This is a genomic window from Microbacterium sp. NPDC089189 (assembly GCF_040685095.1).
Taxonomy (GTDB): domain Bacteria; phylum Actinomycetota; class Actinomycetes; order Actinomycetales; family Microbacteriaceae; genus Microbacterium.
On record NZ_JBFBHG010000008.1, the window covers coordinates 64,190 to 86,221 of the forward strand.

The 22,032-nt window shown below is 67.1% G+C and carries 25 protein-coding genes and 2 tRNA genes; 15 read left to right on the plus strand and 12 right to left on the minus strand.

Translation table 11 applies throughout. From position 1 onward, the window contains the following. Positions 1-52 precede the first annotated feature (52 nt). A complete protein-coding gene (locus AB0N73_RS06415) occupies positions 53-289 on the plus strand; it encodes a cell division protein CrgA (RefSeq protein WP_363561552.1) in 237 nt (78 codons plus the stop codon). A gap of 66 nt (positions 290-355) precedes the next feature. On the opposite strand, the gene AB0N73_RS06420 is transcribed toward AB0N73_RS06415, so the two are convergent. Both AB0N73_RS06420 and AB0N73_RS06425 read right to left on the minus strand, forming a co-directional pair. Then, on the minus strand, positions 356-1,228 hold the full coding sequence (locus AB0N73_RS06420) for a rhomboid family intramembrane serine protease (protein ID WP_363561554.1): 873 nt from the start codon (positions 1,226-1,228) through the stop codon (positions 356-358). A 13-nt stretch (positions 1,229-1,241) separates the two neighbouring features. After that, on the minus strand, positions 1,242-1,799 hold the full coding sequence (locus tag AB0N73_RS06425; protein ID WP_363561556.1) for a peptidylprolyl isomerase: 558 nt from the start codon (positions 1,797-1,799) through the stop codon (positions 1,242-1,244). A gap of 98 nt (positions 1,800-1,897) precedes the next feature. On the opposite strand from AB0N73_RS06425, the gene AB0N73_RS06430 reads away from it, so the two are divergent. Both AB0N73_RS06430 and AB0N73_RS06435 read left to right on the plus strand, forming a co-directional pair. Continuing rightward, complete coding sequence (locus AB0N73_RS06430; RefSeq protein WP_363561558.1) at positions 1,898-2,479, plus strand: DNA helicase; 582 nt, start codon at positions 1,898-1,900, stop codon at positions 2,477-2,479. Continuing rightward, positions 2,476-2,955 (plus strand): YbaK/EbsC family protein, encoded by a 480-nt coding sequence (locus AB0N73_RS06435; RefSeq protein WP_363561560.1) that lies wholly within the window; start codon positions 2,476-2,478, stop codon positions 2,953-2,955. Before AB0N73_RS06430 ends, AB0N73_RS06435 begins: the two co-directional genes overlap by 4 nt. On the opposite strand, the gene AB0N73_RS06440 is transcribed toward AB0N73_RS06435, so the two are convergent. Then, entirely contained in the window at positions 2,952-3,377 is a 426-nt protein-coding gene (locus AB0N73_RS06440; protein WP_363561562.1) for an NUDIX hydrolase, read from the minus strand. The genes AB0N73_RS06435 and AB0N73_RS06440 overlap by 4 nt on opposite strands. 64 nt (positions 3,378-3,441) lie before the next feature. Here AB0N73_RS06440 and AB0N73_RS06445 point away from each other — a divergent pair, with 64 nt between their 5' ends. The 4 genes from AB0N73_RS06445 (at position 3,442) to AB0N73_RS06460 (ending at position 6,497) form a co-directional block, all read left to right on the plus strand. Further along, complete coding sequence (locus AB0N73_RS06445) at positions 3,442-3,795, plus strand: YbaB/EbfC family nucleoid-associated protein (RefSeq protein WP_363561564.1); 354 nt, start codon at positions 3,442-3,444, stop codon at positions 3,793-3,795. Between the two features lie 17 nt (positions 3,796-3,812). Then, positions 3,813-4,133, plus strand: coding sequence for a type VII secretion target (locus tag AB0N73_RS06450; RefSeq protein ID WP_363561566.1), 321 nt, complete (start codon positions 3,813-3,815; stop codon positions 4,131-4,133). Next, positions 4,133-5,407: a hypothetical protein gene (locus tag AB0N73_RS06455; protein WP_363561568.1), complete on the plus strand. Its 1,275-nt coding sequence runs from the start codon at positions 4,133-4,135 to the stop codon at positions 5,405-5,407. The genes AB0N73_RS06450 and AB0N73_RS06455 overlap by 1 nt, the downstream gene beginning before the upstream one ends. Positions 5,408-5,552: 145 nt before the next feature. Next, the gene (locus tag AB0N73_RS06460; RefSeq protein ID WP_363561570.1) at positions 5,553-6,497 is read left to right on the plus strand and encodes an alpha/beta hydrolase; all 945 of its coding nucleotides are present in this window, start codon (positions 5,553-5,555) and stop codon (positions 6,495-6,497) included. A gap of 60 nt (positions 6,498-6,557) precedes the next feature. On the opposite strand, the gene AB0N73_RS06465 is transcribed toward AB0N73_RS06460, so the two are convergent. The 9 genes from AB0N73_RS06465 to dnaA form a co-directional block, all read right to left on the minus strand. Continuing rightward, positions 6,558-6,630: transfer RNA gene (locus AB0N73_RS06465), tRNA-Ala, on the minus strand. 8 nt (positions 6,631-6,638) lie between these two features. Next, positions 6,639-6,715 (minus strand) — tRNA-Ile (locus AB0N73_RS06470). Positions 6,716-6,786: 71 nt separating this feature from the next. Further along, positions 6,787-7,191 (minus strand): DUF3566 domain-containing protein, encoded by a 405-nt coding sequence (locus tag AB0N73_RS06475; RefSeq protein ID WP_363561572.1) that lies wholly within the window; start codon positions 7,189-7,191, stop codon positions 6,787-6,789. Then, positions 7,188-9,740, minus strand: a complete 2,553-nt coding sequence (gyrA, locus tag AB0N73_RS06480) for a DNA gyrase subunit A (protein ID WP_363561574.1) — start codon at positions 9,738-9,740, stop codon at positions 7,188-7,190. Before gyrA ends, AB0N73_RS06475 begins: the two co-directional genes overlap by 4 nt. A gap of 38 nt (positions 9,741-9,778) precedes the next feature. After that, complete coding sequence (gene gyrB, locus AB0N73_RS06485; RefSeq protein WP_363561576.1) at positions 9,779-11,815, minus strand: DNA topoisomerase (ATP-hydrolyzing) subunit B; 2,037 nt, start codon at positions 11,813-11,815, stop codon at positions 9,779-9,781. A gap of 122 nt (positions 11,816-11,937) precedes the next feature. Beyond that, a complete protein-coding gene (locus AB0N73_RS06490) occupies positions 11,938-12,429 on the minus strand; it encodes a DciA family protein (RefSeq protein WP_363561578.1) in 492 nt (163 codons plus the stop codon). After that, complete coding sequence (gene recF, locus AB0N73_RS06495) at positions 12,422-13,573, minus strand: DNA replication/repair protein RecF (RefSeq protein ID WP_363561580.1); 1,152 nt, start codon at positions 13,571-13,573, stop codon at positions 12,422-12,424. Before recF ends, AB0N73_RS06490 begins: the two co-directional genes overlap by 8 nt. A 40-nt stretch (positions 13,574-13,613) precedes the next feature. Then, positions 13,614-14,759 carry a DNA polymerase III subunit beta gene (dnaN, locus tag AB0N73_RS06500; protein WP_363561582.1) on the minus strand — a complete coding sequence of 382 codons (1,146 nt, stop codon included), beginning with the start codon at positions 14,757-14,759 and terminating at the stop codon, positions 13,614-13,616. A gap of 431 nt (positions 14,760-15,190) precedes the next feature. Then, a complete protein-coding gene (dnaA, locus tag AB0N73_RS06505; protein ID WP_363561584.1) occupies positions 15,191-16,606 on the minus strand; it encodes a chromosomal replication initiator protein DnaA in 1,416 nt (471 codons plus the stop codon). 300 nt (positions 16,607-16,906) lie between these two features. On the opposite strand from dnaA, the gene rpmH reads away from it, so the two are divergent. The 8 genes from rpmH to AB0N73_RS06545 all read left to right on the plus strand — a co-directional run bounded on the left by rpmH (position 16,907) and on the right by AB0N73_RS06545 (position 22,021). Next, positions 16,907-17,044: a 50S ribosomal protein L34 gene (gene rpmH / locus AB0N73_RS06510; RefSeq protein ID WP_036304730.1), complete on the plus strand. Its 138-nt coding sequence runs from the start codon at positions 16,907-16,909 to the stop codon at positions 17,042-17,044. Between the two features lie 72 nt (positions 17,045-17,116). Continuing rightward, positions 17,117-17,389 (plus strand): ribonuclease P protein component, encoded by a 273-nt coding sequence (gene rnpA, locus AB0N73_RS06515; protein ID WP_363561688.1) that lies wholly within the window; start codon positions 17,117-17,119, stop codon positions 17,387-17,389. Between the two features lie 17 nt (positions 17,390-17,406). After that, the gene (gene yidD / locus AB0N73_RS06520) at positions 17,407-17,742 is read left to right on the plus strand and encodes a membrane protein insertion efficiency factor YidD (RefSeq protein WP_363561690.1); all 336 of its coding nucleotides are present in this window, start codon (positions 17,407-17,409) and stop codon (positions 17,740-17,742) included. Between the two features lie 5 nt (positions 17,743-17,747). Next, the gene (yidC, locus tag AB0N73_RS06525; protein WP_363561587.1) at positions 17,748-18,854 is read left to right on the plus strand and encodes a membrane protein insertase YidC; all 1,107 of its coding nucleotides are present in this window, start codon (positions 17,748-17,750) and stop codon (positions 18,852-18,854) included. 19 nt (positions 18,855-18,873) lie between these two features. After that, on the plus strand, positions 18,874-19,368 hold the full coding sequence (locus tag AB0N73_RS06530; protein WP_363561589.1) for a R3H domain-containing nucleic acid-binding protein: 495 nt from the start codon (positions 18,874-18,876) through the stop codon (positions 19,366-19,368). Between the two features lie 20 nt (positions 19,369-19,388). After that, complete coding sequence (rsmG, locus tag AB0N73_RS06535) at positions 19,389-20,021, plus strand: 16S rRNA (guanine(527)-N(7))-methyltransferase RsmG (protein ID WP_363561591.1); 633 nt, start codon at positions 19,389-19,391, stop codon at positions 20,019-20,021. Positions 20,022-20,111: 90 nt separating this feature from the next. Then, positions 20,112-21,065, plus strand: coding sequence for a ParA family protein (locus AB0N73_RS06540; protein WP_363561593.1), 954 nt, complete (start codon positions 20,112-20,114; stop codon positions 21,063-21,065). After that, the gene (locus tag AB0N73_RS06545) at positions 21,065-22,021 is read left to right on the plus strand and encodes a ParB/RepB/Spo0J family partition protein (RefSeq protein WP_363561595.1); all 957 of its coding nucleotides are present in this window, start codon (positions 21,065-21,067) and stop codon (positions 22,019-22,021) included. Before AB0N73_RS06540 ends, AB0N73_RS06545 begins: the two co-directional genes overlap by 1 nt. Positions 22,022-22,032 lie beyond the last annotated feature (11 nt).

Here is a 22,032-nt window from a genome sequence, read left to right on the forward strand (position 1 = left end):
CGGGATTCTAACGGGCGCAGGTTCCGATTACCCCGACGGGTAGGATGTGAGCATGGCACGCTCGGAGAACGACGAGGACCTCACGCCCGCACAGGCCGGTGAGCCCGCACCGAACCCCGTCTGGTTCAAGCCCATCATGCTGGGGCTGATGCTGGTGGGACTCGTCTGGGTTCTCGTGTTCTACCTCAGCGGCATGCAGTTCCCGATCCCGGGCATCGACGCCTGGAACCTGGTCATCGGGTTCGGGATCGCCTTCGTGGGATTCCTCATGACCACACGGTGGCGCTGACGCCTCGAGCGTCGAATGACACCGGTGTGATTCATCCCCATCTGTGGATGAACCTGTGGATAACTCTCAGCCGTAGAGCACCGGCGGCACGAGCAGCAACAGCAGAAGCACCACGCTCCACCCGCTGAGCATGCCGATCTGCAGTCGCCGCTGCTGCGGCCTGCGCGTGCGCGCGAAGATGAGCCCCGCCACGGCGCCCGCGACGAGACCACCCAGGTGCGCCTGCCACGAGATGGTCATTCCCGGCAGGAACCCGATGGCGAAGTTGATCGCCAGGATGATGAGGATGCCCGTGATCTCGGCGCCGATGTGGCGCCCGATCACCACCAGGGCGCCGAACAGGCCGAAGATCGCGCCGGATGCTCCCACCACGAAACTGTTGGGTGCCAGCAGCGCCACCGCCACCGAACCGCCCAGGGCGCCGATCAGGTAGAGCGCGAGGAAGCGCATATGACCGAGGAGCGGCTCGAGTCCGCGCCCCAGCATCCAGAGCGCGAGCATGTTGAGCCCGACGTGCCACAACGACGAGTGCACGAGCGTGCCCGTCAGCAGACGCCAGGGCTCGAACGCACCGGTCAGCTGGGGATAAAGGTAGCCGGCCGAGAATCCCAACCATCCCTGAATGGCGGGGAGCCCCAGCGAGAGCACGTACACCGCGGCGCAGATGGCGATGATCGTGTACGTCACGGTCGGGCGACCGCCGCTGACGGCGACGACCGGAGTCCCCGACCGCCAGCGGCGCTGCGCCTTCTTCTGCGCGGGAGTCTGCGACTTCCGCTGCTCGGCCATGCATTCCGGACACACGACGCCCACCGCTGCCTGCGTCTGACACTCGGGACAGATGGTGCGCAGGCACCGCTGGCAGAGCACGAAGCTCTGCCGGTCGGGGTGTCGGTAGCAGAAGTTGTCGCGGTTGCCCGCGAACGCGTCGTTCGTCACGGATGCGGAGCGATCAGGCCTGTGCGATGTCGATCGACTCGATGACGACCGGCTCGATCGGACGGTCGCCGGCGGCGGTCGGAACCTTGCCGATCGCGTCGACGACGGCGCGCGAGGCGTCATCGGCGACCTCGCCGAAGATGGTGTGCTTGCCCTGCAGCCAGGGGGTGGGGTCGGTCGTGATGAAGAACTGCGAGCCGTTGGTGCCCTCGACCGCGCCGGTGATGGCGTTGCGGCGCGAGCCGGCGTTGGCCATGGCGAGGATGTACGGCTTGTCGAAGGCGAGCTCCGGGTGGATCTCGTCGTTGAAGGTGTAACCGGGACCGCCCACGCCCTGACCGAGCGGGTCGCCGCCCTGGATCATGAAGCCGGGGATGATGCGGTGGAAGATGACACCCTTGTAGAGGGGTCCTTCACCGGGAGCCCCGGTGGCGGGATCGGTCCAGGAACCGGTGCCGTCGGAGAGCCCGACGAAGTTCTGGACGGTGCGCGGGGCGTGATCCCCGAACAGGTTGACGACGATGTCGCCGTGGTTGGTGTGAACAGTCGCGACGGCGGTGTGCTGAGCCATGGATATATTGTCTCAGAGTTCGCTGCAAGCCCCGCCGTATCGGGGCGCGTCGTCTGGCAAGATGAGCACACGACAACCCACGGATAGGGGGATCTCGCATGAGCCTCAGCCGCAAGCGGAAGAAGGAGCTCCGGAAGCTCCAGAACCACGCCAACAAGGTGTGGGAATCGCAGCAGGTCATCGTCGGCGAAGCGGCGAGTATCGCACGCGAAGCCGGCCGCCAGCTCGGCCACTACAACCGCGAGCACGTCGTGCCCGCGGTCCAGACAGGATACGAGCGGTATGCCGCGCCGTACGTGGATCGCGGCGTCAAGCTGTCGAAGCACGTGCTGAGCGACAAGGTCGTTCCCACGGCGGGCGCGCTCGTCGGTGGCGCACTCTCGGTCTGGGACGCGGCGAACGACACTCGCGGTCGCATCGCCTCGGGCCGTGGCATCGACCTCGACGCCTCGGTGTACCAGAAGAAGGCCGCCAAGTACGGCAAGAAGGCCACGAAGAAGATCTCGCAGAAGCTGGCCTTCGCGGAGCCGCAGAAGAAGGGCATCGGCGCCGGCGGCGTCATCGCCCTGATCCTCGGTGTCGCGGCTGCGGCCGGCGTCCTGTACGCCGCGTGGCAGACGCTGCGCGCCGACGACGAGCTCTGGGTTGCGGACGACCCGCTGCGCGCGCCCGACGCGTGAGTGAAGAACCGACGGGGCGGGTGCGGCGTGCCGCATCCGCCCTCGGTCTTTCCGTCGAATTCCGCGAGCGTCCCGCGGCGCGGAGCCTCGACGAGGCCGCGGCGCTGCTCGGCATCGAGCCGCAGGACATCGTCAAGACGCTCGTGGTCAAACGCAGCGGTGATGAGTACCTGTTCGCCCTCGTGCCCGGCGACCGGGTCATCTCCTGGCCGAAGCTGCGCGCTCTCGTCGGCGTGAACAAGCTGCAGCTCCCCGACCCCGACCGCGCTCTGGCGGCCACCGGCTACGAGCGGGGGACGATCGTTCCCCTCGGAAGCACGACCGCGTGGCCCGTCTTCGCCGACGAGTCGATCCGCGGTCAGCGCATCGCGATGGGCGCCGGTGCCCACGGATTCAGCATGTTCGTCGACGCCGACGCCCTGCTGGAGGCCCTGTCGGCCACCGTCGGCGACATCACCAAACCCGCCGGAGACTAGGGGAGCAGCCCCGCCATCCGCATCCCGACGTCCACGAGCTTCACCCTGTGGATGTGGGCGAGCTCGTCGGCGGCGAACCACGCGGCGCGATCGGTCGTCCCGCCCACCTCGTGGCGCAGCCGCCCGCCGACGATGCGCGCCCGGTAGACGATGCGGAGCGTGTGCAGGGGAGCGTCGATGTCGCTGAGCCGACGCGCGGCGGGGATGACCCGCGAGTTAATTCCGAGTAAACCCTCCAGCTGCACCTCGTACCCGGTCTCCTCGGTGACCTCCCGTCGTGCGGCGGACTCGGGATCCTCGCCCGGCTCCAACCCACCGCCGGGCAGAGTCCATCCGCCGCGACTTTTCGCGTTCCAGTGCGCGAGCAGCAGTCGTCCGGCGTCATCGGTGATGACCGCGTAGGCGGCGACGCGCAGGTCCATTCCGGAACTGTAGCGCTGTGGATAACTCACGACGCCGATTTCGCGGCTTCGCTACCGTGACCGCGTGTCCCTGGATCCCGATGAGTCGCTCGCCCAGATCGAAGAAGACGTCCGCCGCAGCAATGAGCGCGCTGCGCAGATGCCCGCGTTCGAGGCGGCGATCGCCGCCGTCCGCGGCTCGGCGTCCTCGCCCGCCCGAGACGTGTACGTCCAGGTCGACGGTCAAGGCCGCGTGCAGAGCCTCCGTCTCGGCGAGACGGCACTCGCGCGGGGCGCCCAACGACTCGCCTCCGACATCATCGCGGTCATCGTGGCCGCGGAGAAGGACGCGCAGACCGCGACACTCGACGCCGTGACCGAGCTCCTCGGTCCCACCGACCCCATCCTCGAACAACTGCGAACCCCCGACGCACGCTGACCCCGAAGGACACCCGCATGACCCAGGACATCTCGGTAGACCTCGACCGCCTGCGGCAGCACGCCGCTCTGGTCACCTCCCTGGCCGATGACGTGACGAGCGTCATCTCGACCCTGCGGGGCGGTGATCTCGCCTCCAACGCGTTCGGCCTCCTCTGCGCGTTCCTGGTGCCGCCGAGCATGGCGATGTCCGCCGCGGCCACCGGCCTGTTCGGCGCCGACCAGTCGCTGCTCATGCGCACCGCCGGCGAGCTGCGTCAGACGGCAGACCAGTGGGAGCAGTACGAGGACGACACGATCAACACCCTGCGCAACCTCGAGACGGCGATGGGCCTGTGATGACCACTCCTGCTGTTCTCGCCGCATCCGGTTCGTCGTTCGCCTCTCCCTACTCGGGCTCGCAGCTGATCGCGTCCGGCCAGTCTCTGTCGCACGCGGTGCGGGAGGGCAACTGGCTCGACGGCGGCATCGCGTTCCTCGACACGCTCGGCAACGCCGGCGCCGCTCTCGCCGATCCGATCGGTACGATCGTGAGCGCGGGTCTGGGCTGGGTCATGAACTACATCAAGCCGCTCAGCACCTGGCTGGAGCAGCTGGCCGGCAGCGAGTCGAATGTCGCATCGGTGGCACAGAAGTGGAGCAGCGCGGGCGGGGCTCTGCGCGAGACAGGGAACACCCTGGCTGCGCGTCTGAGCGACCTGGACGGCCTCGAGGGCGACACGGTACGCACCTACGTGCGCTTCGCCCACGACACCGCGCAGCACCTCTCGGCATCCGGCGACTGGGCCGATGCCGCGGCCGGCGGTCTGATGAGCGCCTCCTCCCTCGTCGGCAGGATGCAGAGCGTCGTCAAGAAGGGGATCTCGCAGGTCATCTCGGTCGCCATCGAGGCGATGGCCGTCGTCGCGGCATCCATGGGACTCGGCATGGGCTACGCGATCGCCCGCGTCGTCACCAAGGTCAACCAGGTCGTCAACCAGGTCGTGCGGCCGCTCACGCAGGTGCTGAAGTCGGTCAAGTCGCTCGTCGGGCTCGTGCAGCAGATGAAGTCGCTCTTCAGCAGCACGGCCACCCTCAGCTCGACGCTGCTCGGCGGTGGGGCGCAGGCCATCACCGTCAATGCGGGCAGTGTCGTGGATGCGTCCGAAGCCGTCCGGGTGGGCAGCACCGGCTCGAGCAACCTGGCGGACGCCGGGCGCGAAGCGAACGCGTGGTCGTTCGAGCGCACTGAGCTCGTCGACATCCCCGCGACGGTCACGCCGACACTCACCGCCGACGGTGCCCTCGCGGGCTCCGTGTCGATGGGTGGCATCGGAGGCGGGGGCGGTATCGGTATCGGAAGCGGAGGCGGCTTCTCGGCCTACGACGCCGGATCCAGCGGATCGACCGGTGGTCACGGCGGCACGGCGGGCATCACGGGCACGGGGGCGGGCGCCGCGGGCGCGGCCGCCGCCACCACGGCCGCCGCCGCGAGCAATGCCGGCGGATCCCGCATGATGACCGCCGGTCCGATGAGCGGTGCCGCGAGTCGCGACGACAACCGCAGCCGCGGCATGGGTATGCGACGGGTGGCGAGAGAGATCGTCATCGAGTCGCTCGACGACGACCGCTGACTCCCGCGTCGCGCTGTCACCGGTCTCCTGACATCTGTCACCCGCACCGGTGACAGCGCGACACTCCTCACACCCGGCGCGCTTTGCTTCGCTGGATGGATGCACACGTCTGTGTCGTGCGCATCCATCCGAGAAGAGAAGCATCATGAAACGACCCCTGAAGCGCGCGCTGGTGACCGTCGGAGTGATCCTCGCGATCCCTGCGCTCCTCGTCGCGACCTCGACGGTGGCGAACGCCGTCGCGACCCACGTCGAGGCCTCCGACATCGAGCCGTACGGACGCCTCATCCCCGTCGACGGGAAGAGGATGAACGTCGTCGAGGCCGGGGATGGCGCCGAGACCATCGTTCTCCTGCCGGGGCTCGGAACGGCGGCGCCGGGGCTCGACTTCGGCCCGCTCATCGACGACCTGAGCCGCACCCATCGGGTGATTGCCCTCGAACCGTTCGGCACCGGGCTGAGCGATCAGACCGCGACCGCGCGCACTGCGGCCAACATCGTCCGTGAGCTGCACGAGGCGCTGCGATTCCTGGATGTGGATCGCTTCGTGCTGATGGGCCACTCGATCGCCGGGATCTATGCGCTGGCGTACAGCGAGGCCTACGCCGACGAGCTCATCGCGTTCGTCGGCATCGACAGCAGCGTGCCCGATCAGCCCGGGGCGGGGGACCCGATCCCGACCGAGCTGATGGTGGTCCTCGCGAACCTCGGCATCACGCGGGCGCTGGGTGCGCTGGCGGAGGACCCGTACGACGGGCTGGACTACGACCCGGGCACCGTGCGCCAGATGTCGCTGCTGACGACGCGCAACACCACGGCGTCGACCATGGTCGACGAGATGGATCGCGCGGGCGAGAACTTCGCCTCGGTCAGCGGGCGATCGTTCCCCGCCGAGCTGCCGGTGCTCTTGTTCGTCCGGTCGAACGACACGGACGTCGAGGGGTGGGTCGCCCTGCACGAGGCGCAGGCGGCGAGCGTCGTGCACGGCGAGGTCGTGACCCTCGAGGGCGACCACTATCTGCATCACACGCTCGCCGAGCGGATCACGCACGACACCACGGCGTTCCTGGCGGACCTGCCTACGCCCTGATCGGGCGCCTGCGGGAAAAGAAGAGGACCGACCCTGACGGGTCGGTCCTCTTCACATTTGTGGAGCCTAGGAGATTCGAACTCCTGACATCCTGCTTGCAAAGCAGGCGCTCTACCAACTGAGCTAAGGCCCCGGGGCTGATGGTGGGGCTACCAGGATTTGAACCTGGGACCTCTTCATTATCAGTGAAGCGCTCTAACCAACTGAGCTATAGCCCCGATTTTGTCGGCTGCTTGCGCCGCCAACCTCCAAGACTTTACCGGACTCGGAGAGATTTCACGAATCGCCGTCAGTTGGAGGTGAACCCGACCAGCAGGCCGCCGGTCACCTTGACCGCGAGGTTGTAGATCCCGGCCACGACGGCACCCAGGACGGTGACGACGATGAGGTTGAGGATCGCTACGACGGCCGCGAAGGCCATGACCTGCGGGAGCCCGATGAACTGGCTGAGCGAGAGCGAGCCGTCCGAGAACGACGCGAAGAACTCGTCGGCCTGACCGATGAGTCCCGTCGTCTGCACGACCATGTAGACCAGGAAGAACGAGACCACCGTGACGATGGCCAGCGCCACCGCTGCCAGGAACGACAGCTTCACGGCGGACCAGAAGTCCACGTAGACGAGACGCAGGCGGACCTGCTTCGCGCTGGTCTTGCTGCTCGACTTCTTGGCGAGCTTGTCGGCTACCGTGCTCATGCCTCAGTACTCTCCTCGGGGGCGGGGGCGGACGCATCCGTGGCGTCGGGGGCTTCCTCGGATTCCTCTGCCAAGCGCCGCTCCGAGTTGCGGGCGATCGCAATGATGCGGTCGTCGTCGTCGGGCCGGGCGAACACGACACCCATGGTGTCGCGACCCTTGGCGGGCACCTCGGCCACGGCAGAGCGTACCACCTTGCCGCTGGCAAGAACCACCAGGACCTCGTCGTCGTCACCGACGATCAGAGCGCCCGCGAGCACCCCGCGATCGTCGTTGAGTTTGGCGACCTTGATGCCCAGACCGCCGCGGCTCTGCACGCGGTACTGGTCCACATCCGTGCGCTTCGCGTACCCGCCCTCGGTCACGACGAACACATCGCCGTCGACCGACGCGACGGATGCCGACAGCAGGCTGTCGACGCCGCGGAACGACATGCCCTTCACGCCCTCGGTCGATCGGCCCATCGGACGCAGCGACGAGTCGGTGGCGGTGAAGCGCAGCGACATGCCGTGACGACTCACCAGCAGGATGTCGTCGGTCTCGTCGACCAGCAGCGCGCTGACGAGCTCGTCGTCCTCGCGGAGCTTGATGGCGATGACGCCGCCCTGACGGTTGGTGTCGTACTCGGTGAGACGCGTCTTCTTGACCAGACCGCTGCGCGTGGCGAGCACCAGGTAGGTGGCGACCGCGTAGTCGCGGATGTCGAGGATCTGCGCGATCTCCTCACCCGGCTGCAGAGCGAGCAGGTTCGCGACGTGCTGTCCCTTGGCGTCCCGGCCGGCCTCGGGCACCTCGTACGCCTTGGCCCGGTAGACCCGGCCCTTGGTGGTGAAGAACAGGAGCCAGTGATGGGTGGTTGTCACGAAGAAGTGCTCGACGACGTCGTCCGCGCGCAGCTGAGCGCCCTTGACGCCCTTCCCGCCGCGGTGCTGCGAACGGTAGTTGTCGCTGCGGGTGCGCTTGATGTACCCCGCCCGGGTGATGGTGAGCACCATCTCTTCTTCGGGGATGAGGTCCTCGACCGACATGTCGCCGTCGAATCCGTAGAGGATCTGCGTGCGGCGCTCGTCGCCGTACTTGGCGACGATCTCGCTCAGCTCCTCGCGCACGATGGTGCGCTGGCGCTGCGGCGTGGCCAGGATGTCCTGGAAGTCGGTGATCTGCGCGAGCAGGTCCTCGGCCTCGTCGATGATCTTCTGGCGCTCCAGAGCGGCCAGGCGACGCAGCTGCATCGCGAGGATCGCGTCGGCCTGCACGTCGTCGATCTCGAGCAGCGTCTTCAGGCCGCCGCGCGCGTCGTCGACCGTCGGGGACGCCCGGATGAGAGCGATGACCTCGTCGAGCGCGTCGAGCGCCTTGAGGTACCCGCGCAGGATGTGCATGCGCTCTTCGGCCTTGCGGAGCCGATAGGTGGTGCGGCGCACGATGACGTTGATCTGGTGCGTGACCCAGTGCGAGACGAAACCGTCGAGCGACAGCGTGCGGGGCACACCGTCGACGATGGCAAGCATGTTCGCGCCGAAGTTGTCCTGCAGCTGCGTGTGCTTGTACAGGTTGTTGAGCACGACCTTGGCGACGGCGTCGCGCTTGAGCACGACGACCAGGCGCTGGCCGGTGCGGTCGCTCGACTCGTCGCGGATGTCGGCGATGCCGGTGATCTTGCCGTCCCGTGCGAGGTCGCGGATCTTCACCGCCACGTTGTCGGGGTTCACCTGGTACGGCAGTTCGGTGATGACCAGGCACGTGCGGCCCTGGATCTCCTCGATGTTCACCACGGCGCGCATCGTGATCGAGCCGCGACCGGTGCGGTACGCCTCGATGATGCCGCGGGTGCCGAGGATCTGCGCGCGGGTCGGGAAGTCCGGTCCCTTGATGCGCTGGATGAGGGCTTCGAGCAGCTCCTCGTGCGTGGCCTCGGGGTGATCGAGCGCCCACAGCACGCCGTCCGCCACCTCCCGCAGGTTGTGCGGGGGGATGTTGGTGGCCATGCCGACGGCGATACCCACCGAGCCGTTGACCAGCAGGTTCGGGAACCGCGCCGGCAGGACGACCGGCTCCTGGGTCTGACCGTCGTAGTTGTCCTGGAAGTCGACGGTCTCCTCTTCGATGTCGCGCACCATCTCGAGCGCGAGCGGAGCCATCTTCGTCTCGGTGTACCGCGGGGCGGCCGCGCCCTGGTTGCCCGGGGAGCCGAAGTTGCCCTGCCCGAGCGCCAGCGGGTACCGCAGCGACCACGGCTGCACGAGACGCACCAGGGCGTCGTAGATCGGAGCGTCGCCATGGGGGTGGTACTGACCCATGACCTCGCCGACCACACGGGCGCACTTGGAGAACGACTTGTCGGGCCGGAACCCGCCGTCGTACATGCCGTAGATCACGCGACGGTGCACGGGCTTGAGGCCGTCCTCGACGCGGGGGAGGGCGCGCCCCACGATGACGCTCATCGCGTAGTCGAGGTAGCTCCGCTGCATCTCGGACTGCAGGTCGACCTGGTCGATACGGCCGTGGTCGTGCTCGGGTTCGCCGGTGGGGCGCTCTTCGTCAGTCATTCGTCTCTTCTTCGATGTCTCAGGCGGGTCCGGTGCTCTCAGATATCGAGGAAGCGGACGTCCTTCGCGTTGCGCTGGATGAAGTGGCGACGGGACTCGACGTCCTCGCCCATCAGCGTGGAGAAGATCTCGTCGGCCGCGGCCGCGTCATCGATCGTGACCTGCAGCAGGGTGCGGGTCGAGGGATCCATCGTGGTCTCCCACAGTTCCTTGGCGTTCATCTCGCCCAGACCCTTGTAGCGCTGGATGCCGTTGTCCTTCGGGATGCGGCGGCCGGCGGCGATGCCCTCGGCCAGCAGCGCGTCACGTTCGGCGTCGCTGTACACGTACTCGTGCGCCGAGTTCGACCACTTCAGGCGGTACAGCGGCGGCTGCGCGAGGTACACGTACCCCGCCTCGATCAGGCCGCGCATGTAGCGGAACAGCAGGGTGAGCAGCAGCGTCGTGATGTGCTGACCGTCGACGTCGGCATCGGCCATCAGGACGATCTTGTGGTAGCGGGCCTTCTCGATCGAGAAGTCCTCGCCGATCCCGGTGCCGAAGGCCTGGATCATGGCCTGGACCTCGTTGTTACCGAGGGCCCGGTCGAGACGGGCCCGCTCGACGTTGAGGATCTTGCCTCGGAGAGCGAGGATCGCCTGCGTGTGCGGGTCGCGTCCCTGCACCGCCGATCCGCCGGCCGAGTCGCCCTCCACCAGGAAGATCTCGCTGATCGCGGGGTTCTTGCTCGTGCAGTCCTTGAGCTTGTCGGGCATGGACGCCGACTCGAACACGCTCTTGCGCCGTGCCGTCTCTCGGGCCTTACGCGCGGCGAGACGTGCGGTCGCCGCGTCGATCGCCTTGCGGACGATGTTCTTCGCCTGCTGCGGGTTGCGGTCGAACCAGTCGCCGAGCTGATCGCCGACGACCTTCTGCACGAACGCCTTCGCCTCGGTGTTGCCGAGCTTGGTCTTGGTCTGACCCTCGAACTGCGGCTCGGACAGCTTGACCGAGATGACCGCGGTCAGTCCCTCGCGCACGTCGTCGCCGGAGAGGTTGTCGTCCTTCTCCTTGAGCATGTTCTGCGCGCGGGCGTACTTGTTGACCAGCGTCGTGAGCGCCGCACGGAATCCCTCTTCGTGCGTTCCGCCCTCGTGCGTGTTGATCGTGTTCGCGTAGGTGAAGACGTTCTCGGTGTACGAGGTCGTCCACTGCATCGCCAGCTCGAGCGCGATCTTGCGCTCGGTATCCTCGGTCTCGAAGTCGATGATGTCGTCGTTGACCGTCTCGGCCTTGCGCACCCGGTTGAGGTACTCGACGTAGTCGACGAGACCGCGCTCGTAGAGGAACTCGTCGTGCGGCTGCACGGCCACGAGCTGCCCGTCGACCTCCTCGTCGATCGCCCGCTCGACACGCTCGTCCTTGACCGTGATGGTGAGTCCCTTGTTGAGGAACGCCATCTGCTGGAAGCGCGTTCGCAGCGTGTCGTAATCGAACTCGACCGACTCGAAGATCGTGTCGTCCGGCCAGAACGTGATGGTCGTCCCGGTCAGCGCGCTCTCCTCGCCCTGCGTGAGCGGAGCCTGAGGCACACCGCCGCCGCGGTACGACTGGCGCCACACGGATCCCTGACGCTTGACCTCGACCTCGAGGCGCGTGGACAGTGCGTTGACGACCGACGAGCCGACACCGTGGAGACCACCGGAGACGGCGTAGCCGCCACCGCCGAACTTGCCGCCGGCGTGCAGCACGGTGAGGACGACCTCGACCGTGGACTTGCCCTCGGTCTTGTGGATGTCGACCGGGATGCCCCGGCCGTTGTCGACCACGCGGACGGCACCGTCGGCGAGGATCGTGACCTCGATGCGGTCGCAGTAGCCGGCCAGCGCCTCGTCGACGGAGTTGTCGACGATCTCGTAGACCAGGTGGTGCAGACCGCGCGGACCCGTGGACCCGATGTACATGCCGGGGCGCTTGCGCACCGCCTCGAGCCCTTCGAGCACCTGGATGGCGTCGGCTCCGTAGTCGTTTCCGACCGGTGCGGGTGAGTTCTTGCCGTCGTCTTCGGGAACGCTGGGGGGAGTGGATGACGTCATAGGTTTTCGAGCGCTCCGGTTCAGTAGACGGGATCATCCGATTCTATCAAGTTCGCTTCGATCGCGGGGCGTGTACGCCCGTGTGGCGTGACGGAATCATTCTGGGCACGTCCGTACGTGGCTCACCCGTAGGTATCACGAGGACCGCGCCCTGGAACGGCTCTGGGACCCCATTTCCATGAGGGGACGTCCGGTCCCACGAAACGGACGTTCTGCACTCCCGCGTCGGGAAAGCGCTGAGTGATGCCGGTGACGATCTCGGTACGCATCATGCGCAGCTGCTTCGCCCACGCGGTGGAGTCGCACTGCACGGTGAGGACGCCCGCGTCCAGACCCACGGGGCGGGTGTGCTGGGCGGTCTCGGCGCCGGCGACGACCTCCCACTGCTGCACGAGGTCCACCCGGGCCAGGGCCGGATCCCATCCGGCCTGCTTCGTCCAGTGGGCCAGGACATCGCCCACGCCGCGGGGGTCTCGCCCCGGGGTGAAGGGAGCGTTGTCGTCGTCCGCGTCGCGCCGCTTCCGGCGCGACGAGCGATAGCGCCCGGTGGGCTCCAGTCCGCGCAACCTCAGGTAGGTCGCGATCGTCTCGGGGATGTCGGGCTCGTCAGACATCGTCGCCGTCCTGGATGCGTCCGGCCTCGATGCGGACCGTCCGCCCGCGAAGCGCATTCGGGACATCGCCCTCGACCGCCGCGGTCACGATCACCTGTTCGTAATCGGCCACCAGCACCGCGAGCCGCGCGCGACGGTCGGCGTCGAGCTCGGCGAAGACGTCGTCGAGGATCACGATCGGGTCGCCCAGGGCCGAGTCGGCGCGCAACAGCTCCGCCGACGCGAGTCGCAGCGCGAGAGCCACCGACCACGACTCGCCGTGGGAGGCGTAGCCCTTCACGGGGAGAGAGCGGATCTTGAGGATCAGATCGTCGCGGTGGGGTCCGACCAGCGTCACGCCGCGCTCGAGTTCTGCGCTCCGCTTCGCGGCGAGGGCCGCACGGAACGCGTCGGCCGTTCCGGAGACCTCCGCGGTGCCGGATTCTTCGCCGTCCTCGGGGTCTCCGCCCGAGACGGAGGTCGCCCACGTGATCTCCGGGGAGTGGTCCGCGCCGGCGATCGCGGAGTACGCCGCCACGAGCGGCGGATGCAGGTCGCTCGCGAGCCTCATCCGGGCTTCGATGATCTCGGTGCCGAGCGCGACGAGCTTGTCGTCCCACACATCCAAGGTGGGGAGGGCTGCCTGCTTGAGCCCGCGTGCGCGTGCCGACTTCAGCAGCGCGGTGCGCTGCTTGAGGACCCGGTCGTAGTCGGCGATGACGCCGGCCATGCGCGGCACCCGTTGCACGAGCAGCTGATCGGCGAAGCGTCGACGGGATGAGGGGTCGCCGCGGACGATCTGCAGATCCTCCGGTGCGAAGAGCACCACCTGGGCGTACCGCGGCAACTCGGCCGTCCGTACCGGCGCGCCGCCCACGCGGGCCTTGTTCGAGCCCTGCTTGTTGATCTGGATCTCGAGACGCACGTGCCGTTCGCCGTGCCCGAGACGCGCACGGACGAATGCGGCGTCCGCCCCGGCACGCACCATCGGGGCGTCGGCCGAGACGCGGTGGGACCCGAGGGTTGCGAGGTAGCTGATCGCCTCGGCGAGGTTCGTCTTTCCCTGCCCGTTGCGCCCGACGAGCAGGTTGGGGCCCGGGACGAACGCCAGATCGGCGTGCTCGTAGTTGCGGAAGTCGACGAGACTCAGCTGTTCCACGATCACCGGATCACCTTATTCGTCGGGTCCGACCCGACCGCAGGGGTCAGCGAAGCAGCAGGTTCGGCTGCAGCAGGTACTTGAACTCGCCCTCTCCGGCACGCTCGACCGAGGTCTGCGGCGTGACGAGGATGGGGCTCAGCTTGTTCGCGTTGTCGCTGGAGGTGAACGTGATGCGCGTGAACTCGCTGCGGACGGCTGCGAGGGACTCGAGGAGGTACTGCGGGTTGAGACCCAGCGTCACCTCCTCGCCGGTGAGCGTCGCGTCGACGGACTCGGATGCGCGTGCCTGCTCGGTACCGGATGCTTCCATGCCCACGCCCTCGGCCGAGAACGTGAAACGGAGCGGGGCGGATCGATCGAGCACGAGCGACACGCGGCGGACGGCCTCGGCCAGCTCCGCGGTGTTGACCACGGCGTGGTGCTCGGTCTGCGCGGGGAAGAGTCGCCGGACCGGCGGGAAATTGCCCTTGATCAGCAGCGACGTGACCGTCTTGTTGCCCGAGGTGAAGGCGATGATCTCGCGGTCGCCGGAGCCGGAGAACGCGATCGAGATGTTCTCGCCGTGCGAGAACGTCTTACCGACCTCCTGCAGCGTGCGAGCGGGAACGAGCGCGGTGCTCGTCTCATCGGCGCCGGCCGGTCCGTCCCAGGGGATCTCCCGCAGGGCGACGCGGTAACGGTCGGTGGCGACCAGGCTCAGCTGAGTGCCGCTCACCTCGAGCTGCACGCCGGTGAGCACGGGGGTGACGTCGTCGCGCGACGCGGCGAAGGCGACCTGCGCGATGGCGGTGGCGAAGTCATCCGCCGGAACGAGCCCGGACTCGCCGCTCACCTCGGGGATGGCGGGATATTCCTGCACCGGCATGGCGGCGAGGGTGAAGCGTGCCGATCCGCAGGTGAGGAGGATGCCGTCGTCGTCGACGGTGATCTGGATAGGGGCGTTGGGAAGACGGCTGGCGATGTCGGAGAGCAGTCGGCCGTGCACGAGGATCGTGCCGGGCTCGTCGACGGTGGCATCGATCGTCGTGCGAGCGGATGCCTCGTAGTCGAAAGCCGAGAGCGACAGGCCTTCGGACCCCGCTTCGATGAGCACGCCGGCCAAGATCGGCTGGGGGTTGCGCTGCGGCAGGAGCTTGACGACGAACGACACGGCTTCGCTGAACACATCGCGGTTGACGTGGAACTTCACGGGGGCTCCCTTTCCGGAGGGCTGGGCTTACCCATGCTAGTGCTGCACGACAACGGCGCGAAGACCGTGTGATTCGGCGAACAAAGGTGATCGCACGAGGAGAAGAGGAGAAATGACATTCATCTTGTTAACAACTGTGGAGACTGTGGATAAGTCGGTGGATGACTGTCGGCGAGCGGGAACTACACGCGTGTGAGTTGTGGAGACACTGAGGATTCCGCTGTCGAATCGGCATCCGTCCTCATGAGGCCTCACCGCGGTTGTCCACAGGCATGGTCGTCGAAGTTCACATTCGTGTCGGCGTGGCTCACAGTTATCCACAGCTTGTCCACACTGTGAAGAAGCGGATTGTGCGGCTCGGACCGGGGTGCTGTCAAGCGCGACGAACACCCCCGAGCTCCGGTGGGCGCGGGGGTGCGGGTCGTGCGAGGTCAGCGGCCGACGCGGCCGAGCTGCGTGGTGATCTCGGAGACCTGGTTGTAGATCGAGCGACGCTCCTTCATGAGGTCGCTGATCTTCTTGTACGCGTACATCACGGTGGTGTGATCGCGGTTGCCGAAGAGCTGCCCGATCTTGGGCAGCGAGAGGTTGGTGCGCTCGCGGCACAGGTACATCGCGATCTGTCGCGCCGTGGCGATCCCCTGCGATCGGCTCGACCCGTACAGGTCGTCGACCGAGAGTTTGAAGTACTGAGCCGTCGCGGTGATGATGTCGGTCGGCGAGATGACGTTCGCGTCGTCCTGGTCGACGATGTCGCGCAGGACCTGCTGCGCCAGCGACATGTCGAGGGTCGATCGGTTGAGGCTCGCGAACGCCGACACCCGGATGAGGGCGCCCTCGAGCTCGCGGATGTTCGACGACACGACGGTGGCGATGTACTCGAGGACCTCGTCGGGGATCTGCAGTCGCTCGTTCTGCGCCTTTTTGCGGAGGATGGCGATGCGGGTCTCGAGGTCGGGCGCCTGCACATCGGTGATGAGTCCCCACTCGAAGCGGCTCCGCATCCGGTCCTCGAAGCCCGTGAGGTGCTTGGGGGGCACATCGCTGGTGATCACGACCTGCTTGTCGTGGTCGTGCAGCGTGTTGAAGGTGTGGAAGAACGCTTCCTGCGTCTCGGCGCGGCCCTGCAGGAACTGGATGTCGTCGATCAACAGGATGTCGACCTCGCGGTACCGCGCCTGGAACGCGGAGCCGCGGTTGTTCGCGATCGAGTTGATGAAGTCGTTCGTGAACTCCTCGCTCGACACGTAGCGCACGCGGATGCCGGGGTACATGCTGAGCGCGTAGTCGCCGATGGCGTGGAGGAGGTGCGTCTTCCCGAGCCCCGAGTCGCCGTAGATGAAGAGCGGGTTGTAGGCCTTGGCCGGCGCCTCGGCGACGGCCACCGCCGCCGCGTGTGCGAAACGGTTGGACTGCCCGATGACGAAGCGGTCGAACGTGTACTTCGGATTGAGGCGGGTGTCGGCGCGACCGGACGAGGCGGACTCCGTGCGTTCCTCCGCCGCGGGCGCGGCGGGCGGCGCGGTCTCGATGGGAGCGGTCTGCACGGTGAGGGGGGTGGAGAGATGCGCGTCCACGAGCTCGGGGTTCACGACCACGCGGAATGCGGAGACATCCTCACCCGACGCCTGGGCGAGGGCCTCGAGGATCACCGGCCGCAGGCGCTTGTTGAGCTGTGCCGCGGTCAGATCGTTCGGCACGTCCAGATAGAGGGTCCCGGTCATGACGCCCTGCGGGACGGCGAGGCTCAAGAACCCGTGCATCTGGGGCGAGACCCGATCGTCGGCTTCGAGGATCGCGACGGCGGCGGACCAGACGGGCACGTCGGGGGTTTCGTGCGCTGTCATGGTGCCTTTCTCGCTGAGGTCGTCGGCAGCGGCGTGTCGCGTGAGGACGAGCCTGTGGATAACTGCCGGTGCCACGCTAGTCACGGTGGTGTCGGAGAGCAAACTCCATGATGATTCCGGGGGCGTGTCGTGTGGGCGGCTTTTCCACGTCCTGTGGATAATGACAGGTTCTCGGATCTGGGTTTGTGTTCTGGGGCGTGTCGACTTAGTCTTAGTCGGTTGACTTATGCCCTCGAGGCAGTCCCGTACTACGTCTGAAGGTTCCCGCCTTCTGGTGAAGAACCGTTCCGGAGTGATCCCATGAGCAAGCGCACGTTCCAGCCCAACAACCGCCGCCGCGCCAAGAAGCACGGCTTCCGCGCTCGCATGCGCACCCGCGCCGGCCGCGCCATCCTTTCGGCGCGCCGCGGCAAGGGCCGCACCGAGCTTTCGGCCTGACCCTTCGCGGTGCTCTCGCGGCCGAACCGATTGACAGACGGCGCCGAGTACAAGGCTGTCGTCCGTCGTGGCGTGCGGTGTTCCGGTCCCCACACCGTCACGTATGTGGTGGCGACCGGTGACGATCGCGCAGCGAGGTTCGGTTTCATTGTGAGCAAGAAGGTGGGCAACGCGGTCGTTCGCAATACGCTCCGCCGCCGCCTCAAGGCCATCTGCGCGTCCGCACTTCCGACGGTTCGTCGGGGTGCGGACGTTGTCGTGCGTGTGCTGCCCGGCGGCGCGGACGCGACGTTCGACGAGCTCGACGCAGAGGTGTCGCGATGCCTCGAACGGCGCGCGTCGTGAGCACGTCCACGCTTCCGATGGCATCGGTGGGAGAGGCGAGCTTCCCCAGTTCCGGATGGATCCGTGCGATCCCGCTGCTGCCGCGCAATGCCGCGCTCGGCCTTCTCCATGCTTATCGTGCGACGATTTCCCACACGTACGGCGATGTCTGCAAGTACTACCCCTCGTGCTCCGCGTATGCGGTGGGGGCAGTGCAGCAGCACGGAGCCGTCAAGGGCTCGGCGATGGCCGCTGCTCGGATCGCACGGTGTCATCCCTGGGCTCAGGGCGGCATCGACGACCCGCCCCCGCACGCGCAGTTCTCGCACGCTTTGACCCGGCACGGATTCGTCGTGCCACTGAGAAAGGACTGATCCCCGTGGATCTGGTACTCGCCGCCGCCGCACCCGCGTCGGGCGGTTTCGACCTTCTCGGCACGATCCTCTGGCCCCTCAAGTGGCTGGTGGAGCTCGTCCTCGTCGCGTGGCACTTCGTGTGGACCTCGATCGGCCTCTCCGCCGACTCGGGCTTCGCGTGGGTCCTGTCGATCGTGGGCCTGGTGATCGTGGTCCGCGCGGCCCTCATCCCGCTCTTCGTCAAGCAGATCAAGAGCCAGCGCAAGATGATGGAGATCGCTCCGGAACTGCGCAAGGTGCAGGAGAAGTACCGCGGCAAGAAGGATCAGCTCTCTCGCGAGGCCATGAGCCGCGAGACCATGGCGCTGTACAAGAAGCACGGCACGACGCCCATCTCGGGCTGCCTGCCCCTGCTGGTGCAGATGCCGATCTTCTTCTCGCTCTACAGCGTGCTCAATGACGTCACGAAGCATGCGACCGCGGGCACCGGCGGTGTCGGTCTTCTCGACGCCAACCTGACGGCCGAGTTCTACAACGCCAAGCTCTTCGGAGTGGCGTCGCTGCACGACACCCTCGTGGGCGCATGGGGCAAGCCCGACGGCACGGTCACCGTCATCATCCTGCTCATCCTCGTGGTGCTGATGATCGCGTCGCAGTTCTTCACGCAGCTGCAGATCATCTCGAAGAACCTCTCCCCCGAGGCCAAGACCGGCCAGGCGTACCAGATGCAGCGCATCATGCTCTACATCCTGCCGCTGGCCTTCATCTTCTCGGGTGTCTTCTTCCCGCTCGGCGTTGTCGTCTACTGGTTCGTCAGCAACATCTGGACGATGGTGCAGCAGTTCCTCGTCATCCGGAACATGCCGACGCCGGGCTCGGACGCGGCGAAGGCGCGCGAAGAGCGTCTGGCACGCCGCGGCAAGGCGCTCGACGCCAAGGGTCGCGTCATCTCGATGGAGCAGTTCCAGGCCGAGCAGCAGCGACTCCTCGAGGAGGCGGAGCGCAAGCGCGCCGCCGTTCCGAAGCGTCAGCAGCCGGTCGGCAAGCAGCGGGCCAAGAAGCAGTCCGGCAAGCAGTCCCCGACGAACGGCGGCGGAACGCCCCCGTCGACGACGCCGCCGACCGCGTAATCCTCAGAGGAGCATTGCCATGACATCCGACACCTCTTCTCCCGACGTCATCTCGGACGAGCAGCTGGAGCAGGAAGGCGACGTCGCCGCCGACTTCCTCGAGGGCCTGCTCGACATCGCCGACATCGGCGGTGACCTGGCGATGGATGTGCGCAACGGTCGTGCGTACGTGTCGATCGAGTCGGACGGGGATGACTCACTCAAGCTCCTCGCGGATCCCGAGACCGTCAGCGCGCTCCAGGAGCTGACGCGCCTGGCCGTACAGAACCGCACGGACCGCTTCTCGCGCCTGATCCTCGATGTGAGTGGCTCGCGCGACGCACGTCGCCGCGAACTCGAGTCCCTCGTCGAGCGTGCGAACGAGCGACTGGACGATGGCGCATCGCAGGCGTCCCTGCCCGCCATGTCGAGCTACGAGCGCAAGCTCATCCACGACATCGCCGCCGACCGGGGCCTAGTCTCCGAGTCCTACGGCGAGGGCCCGCAGCGTCACACCGTGCTGCGTCGGGCGTGACTGTTTCACGTGAAACATTGATGGACGCGCTGGAGCCGGAACCCGCCGTCGCGGCGCAGATCTTCGGCGATCACATCGAGAACGCCCGCCGGTTCACGCGCAACCTGGCGGAGCAGGGCGAGATCCGCGGACTGATCGGCCCGCTCGAGCTTCCGCGCCTCTGGACCCGTCACATCCTCAACAGCGCGATCACCGCACCACTGTTCCCCACAGGGCGCGTCGGTGACGTGGGCTCGGGTGCAGGGCTGCCGGGTCTCGTCGGCGCGATCGCACGACCCGACATCACGTGGGTCCTCATCGAGCCCATGGAGCGGCGCACCCAGTGGCTGCAGGAGCAGGCTGACGAGTTGGGCCTCTCGAACGTGGAAGTGCACCGCGGCCGATCCGAGGACTGGTCGGAAGGCGCTGTCTTGGATGCGGTGACCGCTCGGGCCGTCAGCGCTCTGCGAACCTTGCTTCCTCTGACGGCGCCCCTCGTCCGGGACGGCGGCGAACTGATCCTGCTCAAGGGAATCTCGGCGGACGCGGAGATCGAGAAGGCGGCGAAGCAGATCCGCGCCCACAAGGTCACCGACCTTCGTGTCGAGGCCGTCGGTGCGGACGTGCTCGATGTTCCGACGCGCGTCGTGCGCGGGTGGGTCCGCCGCGCGTGATCCGCGGGATGTTTCACGTGAAACATCCTGTCCCGGGGTGTCCCCGGCCCCGCATAGAGTTGTCCGTGTCCGTTCTCTGGGAAAGGTGACGTGTTTCACGTGAAACATCCCGATACCGCAGCCGTTGACTTCGGTGACGACACTCCCCTGGCCCGCGAACTCGCGGATCTCCGTGCTCGTCGTCGTGCCTTGGCGGACGCCACCGTCTCGTTGCCGGTTCGCACGCGCACCCTGACGGTGTCGAACCAGAAGGGCGGCGTGGGTAAGACCACCACCACCGTCAACCTCGCTGCGGCACTCGCGAGTGCCGGCGCTCGTGTCCTCGTCATCGACCTGGATCCGCAGGGAAATGCCTCCACGGCCCTCGGTGTGCCGCACACCGCCGACATCCCCAGTGTGTACGACGTCCTCATCGACGAGTTCCCCCTCGCTGACATCGTGCAGACGAGCCCGGAGTCGCCGTTGTTGACGTGCGCGCCCTCCACCATCCACCTGGCCGGCGCCGAGATCGAGCTCGTCTCGCAGGTCGCCCGTGAGCACCGCCTTCGCCGGGCTCTTGACGACTACCTGGCCAACACGGCCGAGCCGCCGCATGTCGTGCTGATCGACTGCCCGCCGTCGCTCGGTCTCCTCACCATCAACGCTTTCACGGCGGCAGACGAGGTTCTGATCCCCATCCAGTGCGAGTACTACGCGCTCGAGGGGCTGAGCCAGCTGCTGGGAAGCGTCCAAATGATCCAGAAGCACCTCAATCCACCGCTGCATGTCTCCACGATCCTGTTGACGATGTACGACGGGCGGACGAGGCTCGCTCAGCAGGTCGCCGAAGAGGTGCGGACGCACTTCCCGCGCGAAGTCATGGCGACGGTCATCCCTCGATCGGTGCGGGTATCGGAAGCGCCGAGTTTCGGGCAGACGGTGATCGCCTACGACGGGCAGTCCGCCGGCGCCGTGGCCTACCGCGAAGCCGCGGTCGAGCTGCTCGGTCGAGGATCCACAGACTCCGAGGGCGATGCGCCCTCGATGAACGAAGGGAAGCGCTGATGGCGAAGCGAACCGGACTGGGCCGCGGGATCGGGGCACTCATCCCGACGTCGGAGCCGTCGGAGGCGCGTCCTGTCGACGTGTTCTTCCCCGGCGCGTCCTCGGCGGCCGCGACGGCTGCTCCCGAGGAGGTCGTGGCGGACGATCTGGTCAGCGTGCCGGGTGCACGCCTCATCCAGATCGATCCTCACTCGATCGTCCCGAACCCGCGGCAGCCGCGGACGCATTTCGATGCGGATGATCTGGCGGAGCTCGTGCACTCGGTGCGGGAGTTCGGTGTGCTGCAGCCCGTCGTCGTGCGCGATACCGGGGATGGCACCTATGAGCTGATCATGGGGGAGCGGCGCACGCGCGCCGCGCGCGAGGCCGGCCTCGAGATGATTCCGGCGATCCTCCGCGAGACAGCGGACGAAGATCTGCTGCGCGACGCTCTGCTCGAGAACCTGCACCGCTCGCAGCTGAATCCCCTGGAAGAGGCCTCGGCGTATCAGCAGCTTCTCGAGGACTTCGGAATCACGCAGGAGGAGCTGGCGACCCGCATCGGGCGCTCGCGTCCGCAGATCTCGAACACCATCCGGTTGCTGCGTCTGCCCATGCCCGTGCAGCAGCGGGTGGCCGCCGGTGTGCTCACCGCCGGTCACGCGCGGGCGATCCTCTCTCTCGACGACGCGGACGGTATGCGCCGTCTCGCCGACAAGATCGTCAACGAGGATCTGTCGGTCCGTGCGGCCGAGGCCGCAGCCAAGGGCACAGTCGGCGCCGCGCGCCCGGCACCCAAGGCGGGAGCCCGACGCGCCCACCTCGATGAGGTCGCGGAGCGCCTGGGTGATCGACTGAACACGCGTGTCAAGATCGCCCTGTCGGCACGAAAAGGCCAGGTCATCATTGATTTCGCAACCATCCAGGATCTGAATCGCATCCTCGCCGAACTCGGTGAGGACAGCCTCGGAGCCTGAGTCGGGGAGCG

Coding starts and splice junctions, on each gene's coding strand:
- AB0N73_RS06415 (WP_363561552.1), top strand. CDS start 53: ATGGCACGCTCGGAGAACGACGAGGACCTCACGCCCGCACAGGCCGGT.
- AB0N73_RS06425 (WP_363561556.1), bottom strand. CDS start 1,799: ATGGCTCAGCACACCGCCGTCGCGACTGTTCACACCAACCACGGCGAC.
- AB0N73_RS06430 (WP_363561558.1), top strand. CDS start 1,898: ATGAGCCTCAGCCGCAAGCGGAAGAAGGAGCTCCGGAAGCTCCAGAAC.
- AB0N73_RS06440 (WP_363561562.1), bottom strand. CDS start 3,377: ATGGACCTGCGCGTCGCCGCCTACGCGGTCATCACCGATGACGCCGGA.
- AB0N73_RS06450 (WP_363561566.1), top strand. CDS start 3,813: ATGACCCAGGACATCTCGGTAGACCTCGACCGCCTGCGGCAGCACGCC.
- AB0N73_RS06455 (WP_363561568.1), top strand. CDS start 4,133: ATGACCACTCCTGCTGTTCTCGCCGCATCCGGTTCGTCGTTCGCCTCT.
- AB0N73_RS06460 (WP_363561570.1), top strand. CDS start 5,553: ATGAAACGACCCCTGAAGCGCGCGCTGGTGACCGTCGGAGTGATCCTC.
- AB0N73_RS06475 (WP_363561572.1), bottom strand. CDS start 7,191: ATGAGCACGGTAGCCGACAAGCTCGCCAAGAAGTCGAGCAGCAAGACC.
- gyrA (WP_363561574.1), bottom strand. CDS start 9,740: ATGACTGACGAAGAGCGCCCCACCGGCGAACCCGAGCACGACCACGGC.
- gyrB (WP_363561576.1), bottom strand. CDS start 11,815: ATGACGTCATCCACTCCCCCCAGCGTTCCCGAAGACGACGGCAAGAAC.
- AB0N73_RS06490 (WP_363561578.1), bottom strand. CDS start 12,429: ATGTCTGACGAGCCCGACATCCCCGAGACGATCGCGACCTACCTGAGG.
- dnaA (WP_363561584.1), bottom strand. CDS start 16,606: ATGACAGCGCACGAAACCCCCGACGTGCCCGTCTGGTCCGCCGCCGTC.
- rpmH (WP_036304730.1), top strand. CDS start 16,907: ATGAGCAAGCGCACGTTCCAGCCCAACAACCGCCGCCGCGCCAAGAAG.
- yidD (WP_363561690.1), top strand. CDS start 17,407: ATGGCATCGGTGGGAGAGGCGAGCTTCCCCAGTTCCGGATGGATCCGT.
- AB0N73_RS06530 (WP_363561589.1), top strand. CDS start 18,874: ATGACATCCGACACCTCTTCTCCCGACGTCATCTCGGACGAGCAGCTG.
- rsmG (WP_363561591.1), top strand. CDS start 19,389: ATGGACGCGCTGGAGCCGGAACCCGCCGTCGCGGCGCAGATCTTCGGC.
- AB0N73_RS06545 (WP_363561595.1), top strand. CDS start 21,065: ATGGCGAAGCGAACCGGACTGGGCCGCGGGATCGGGGCACTCATCCCG.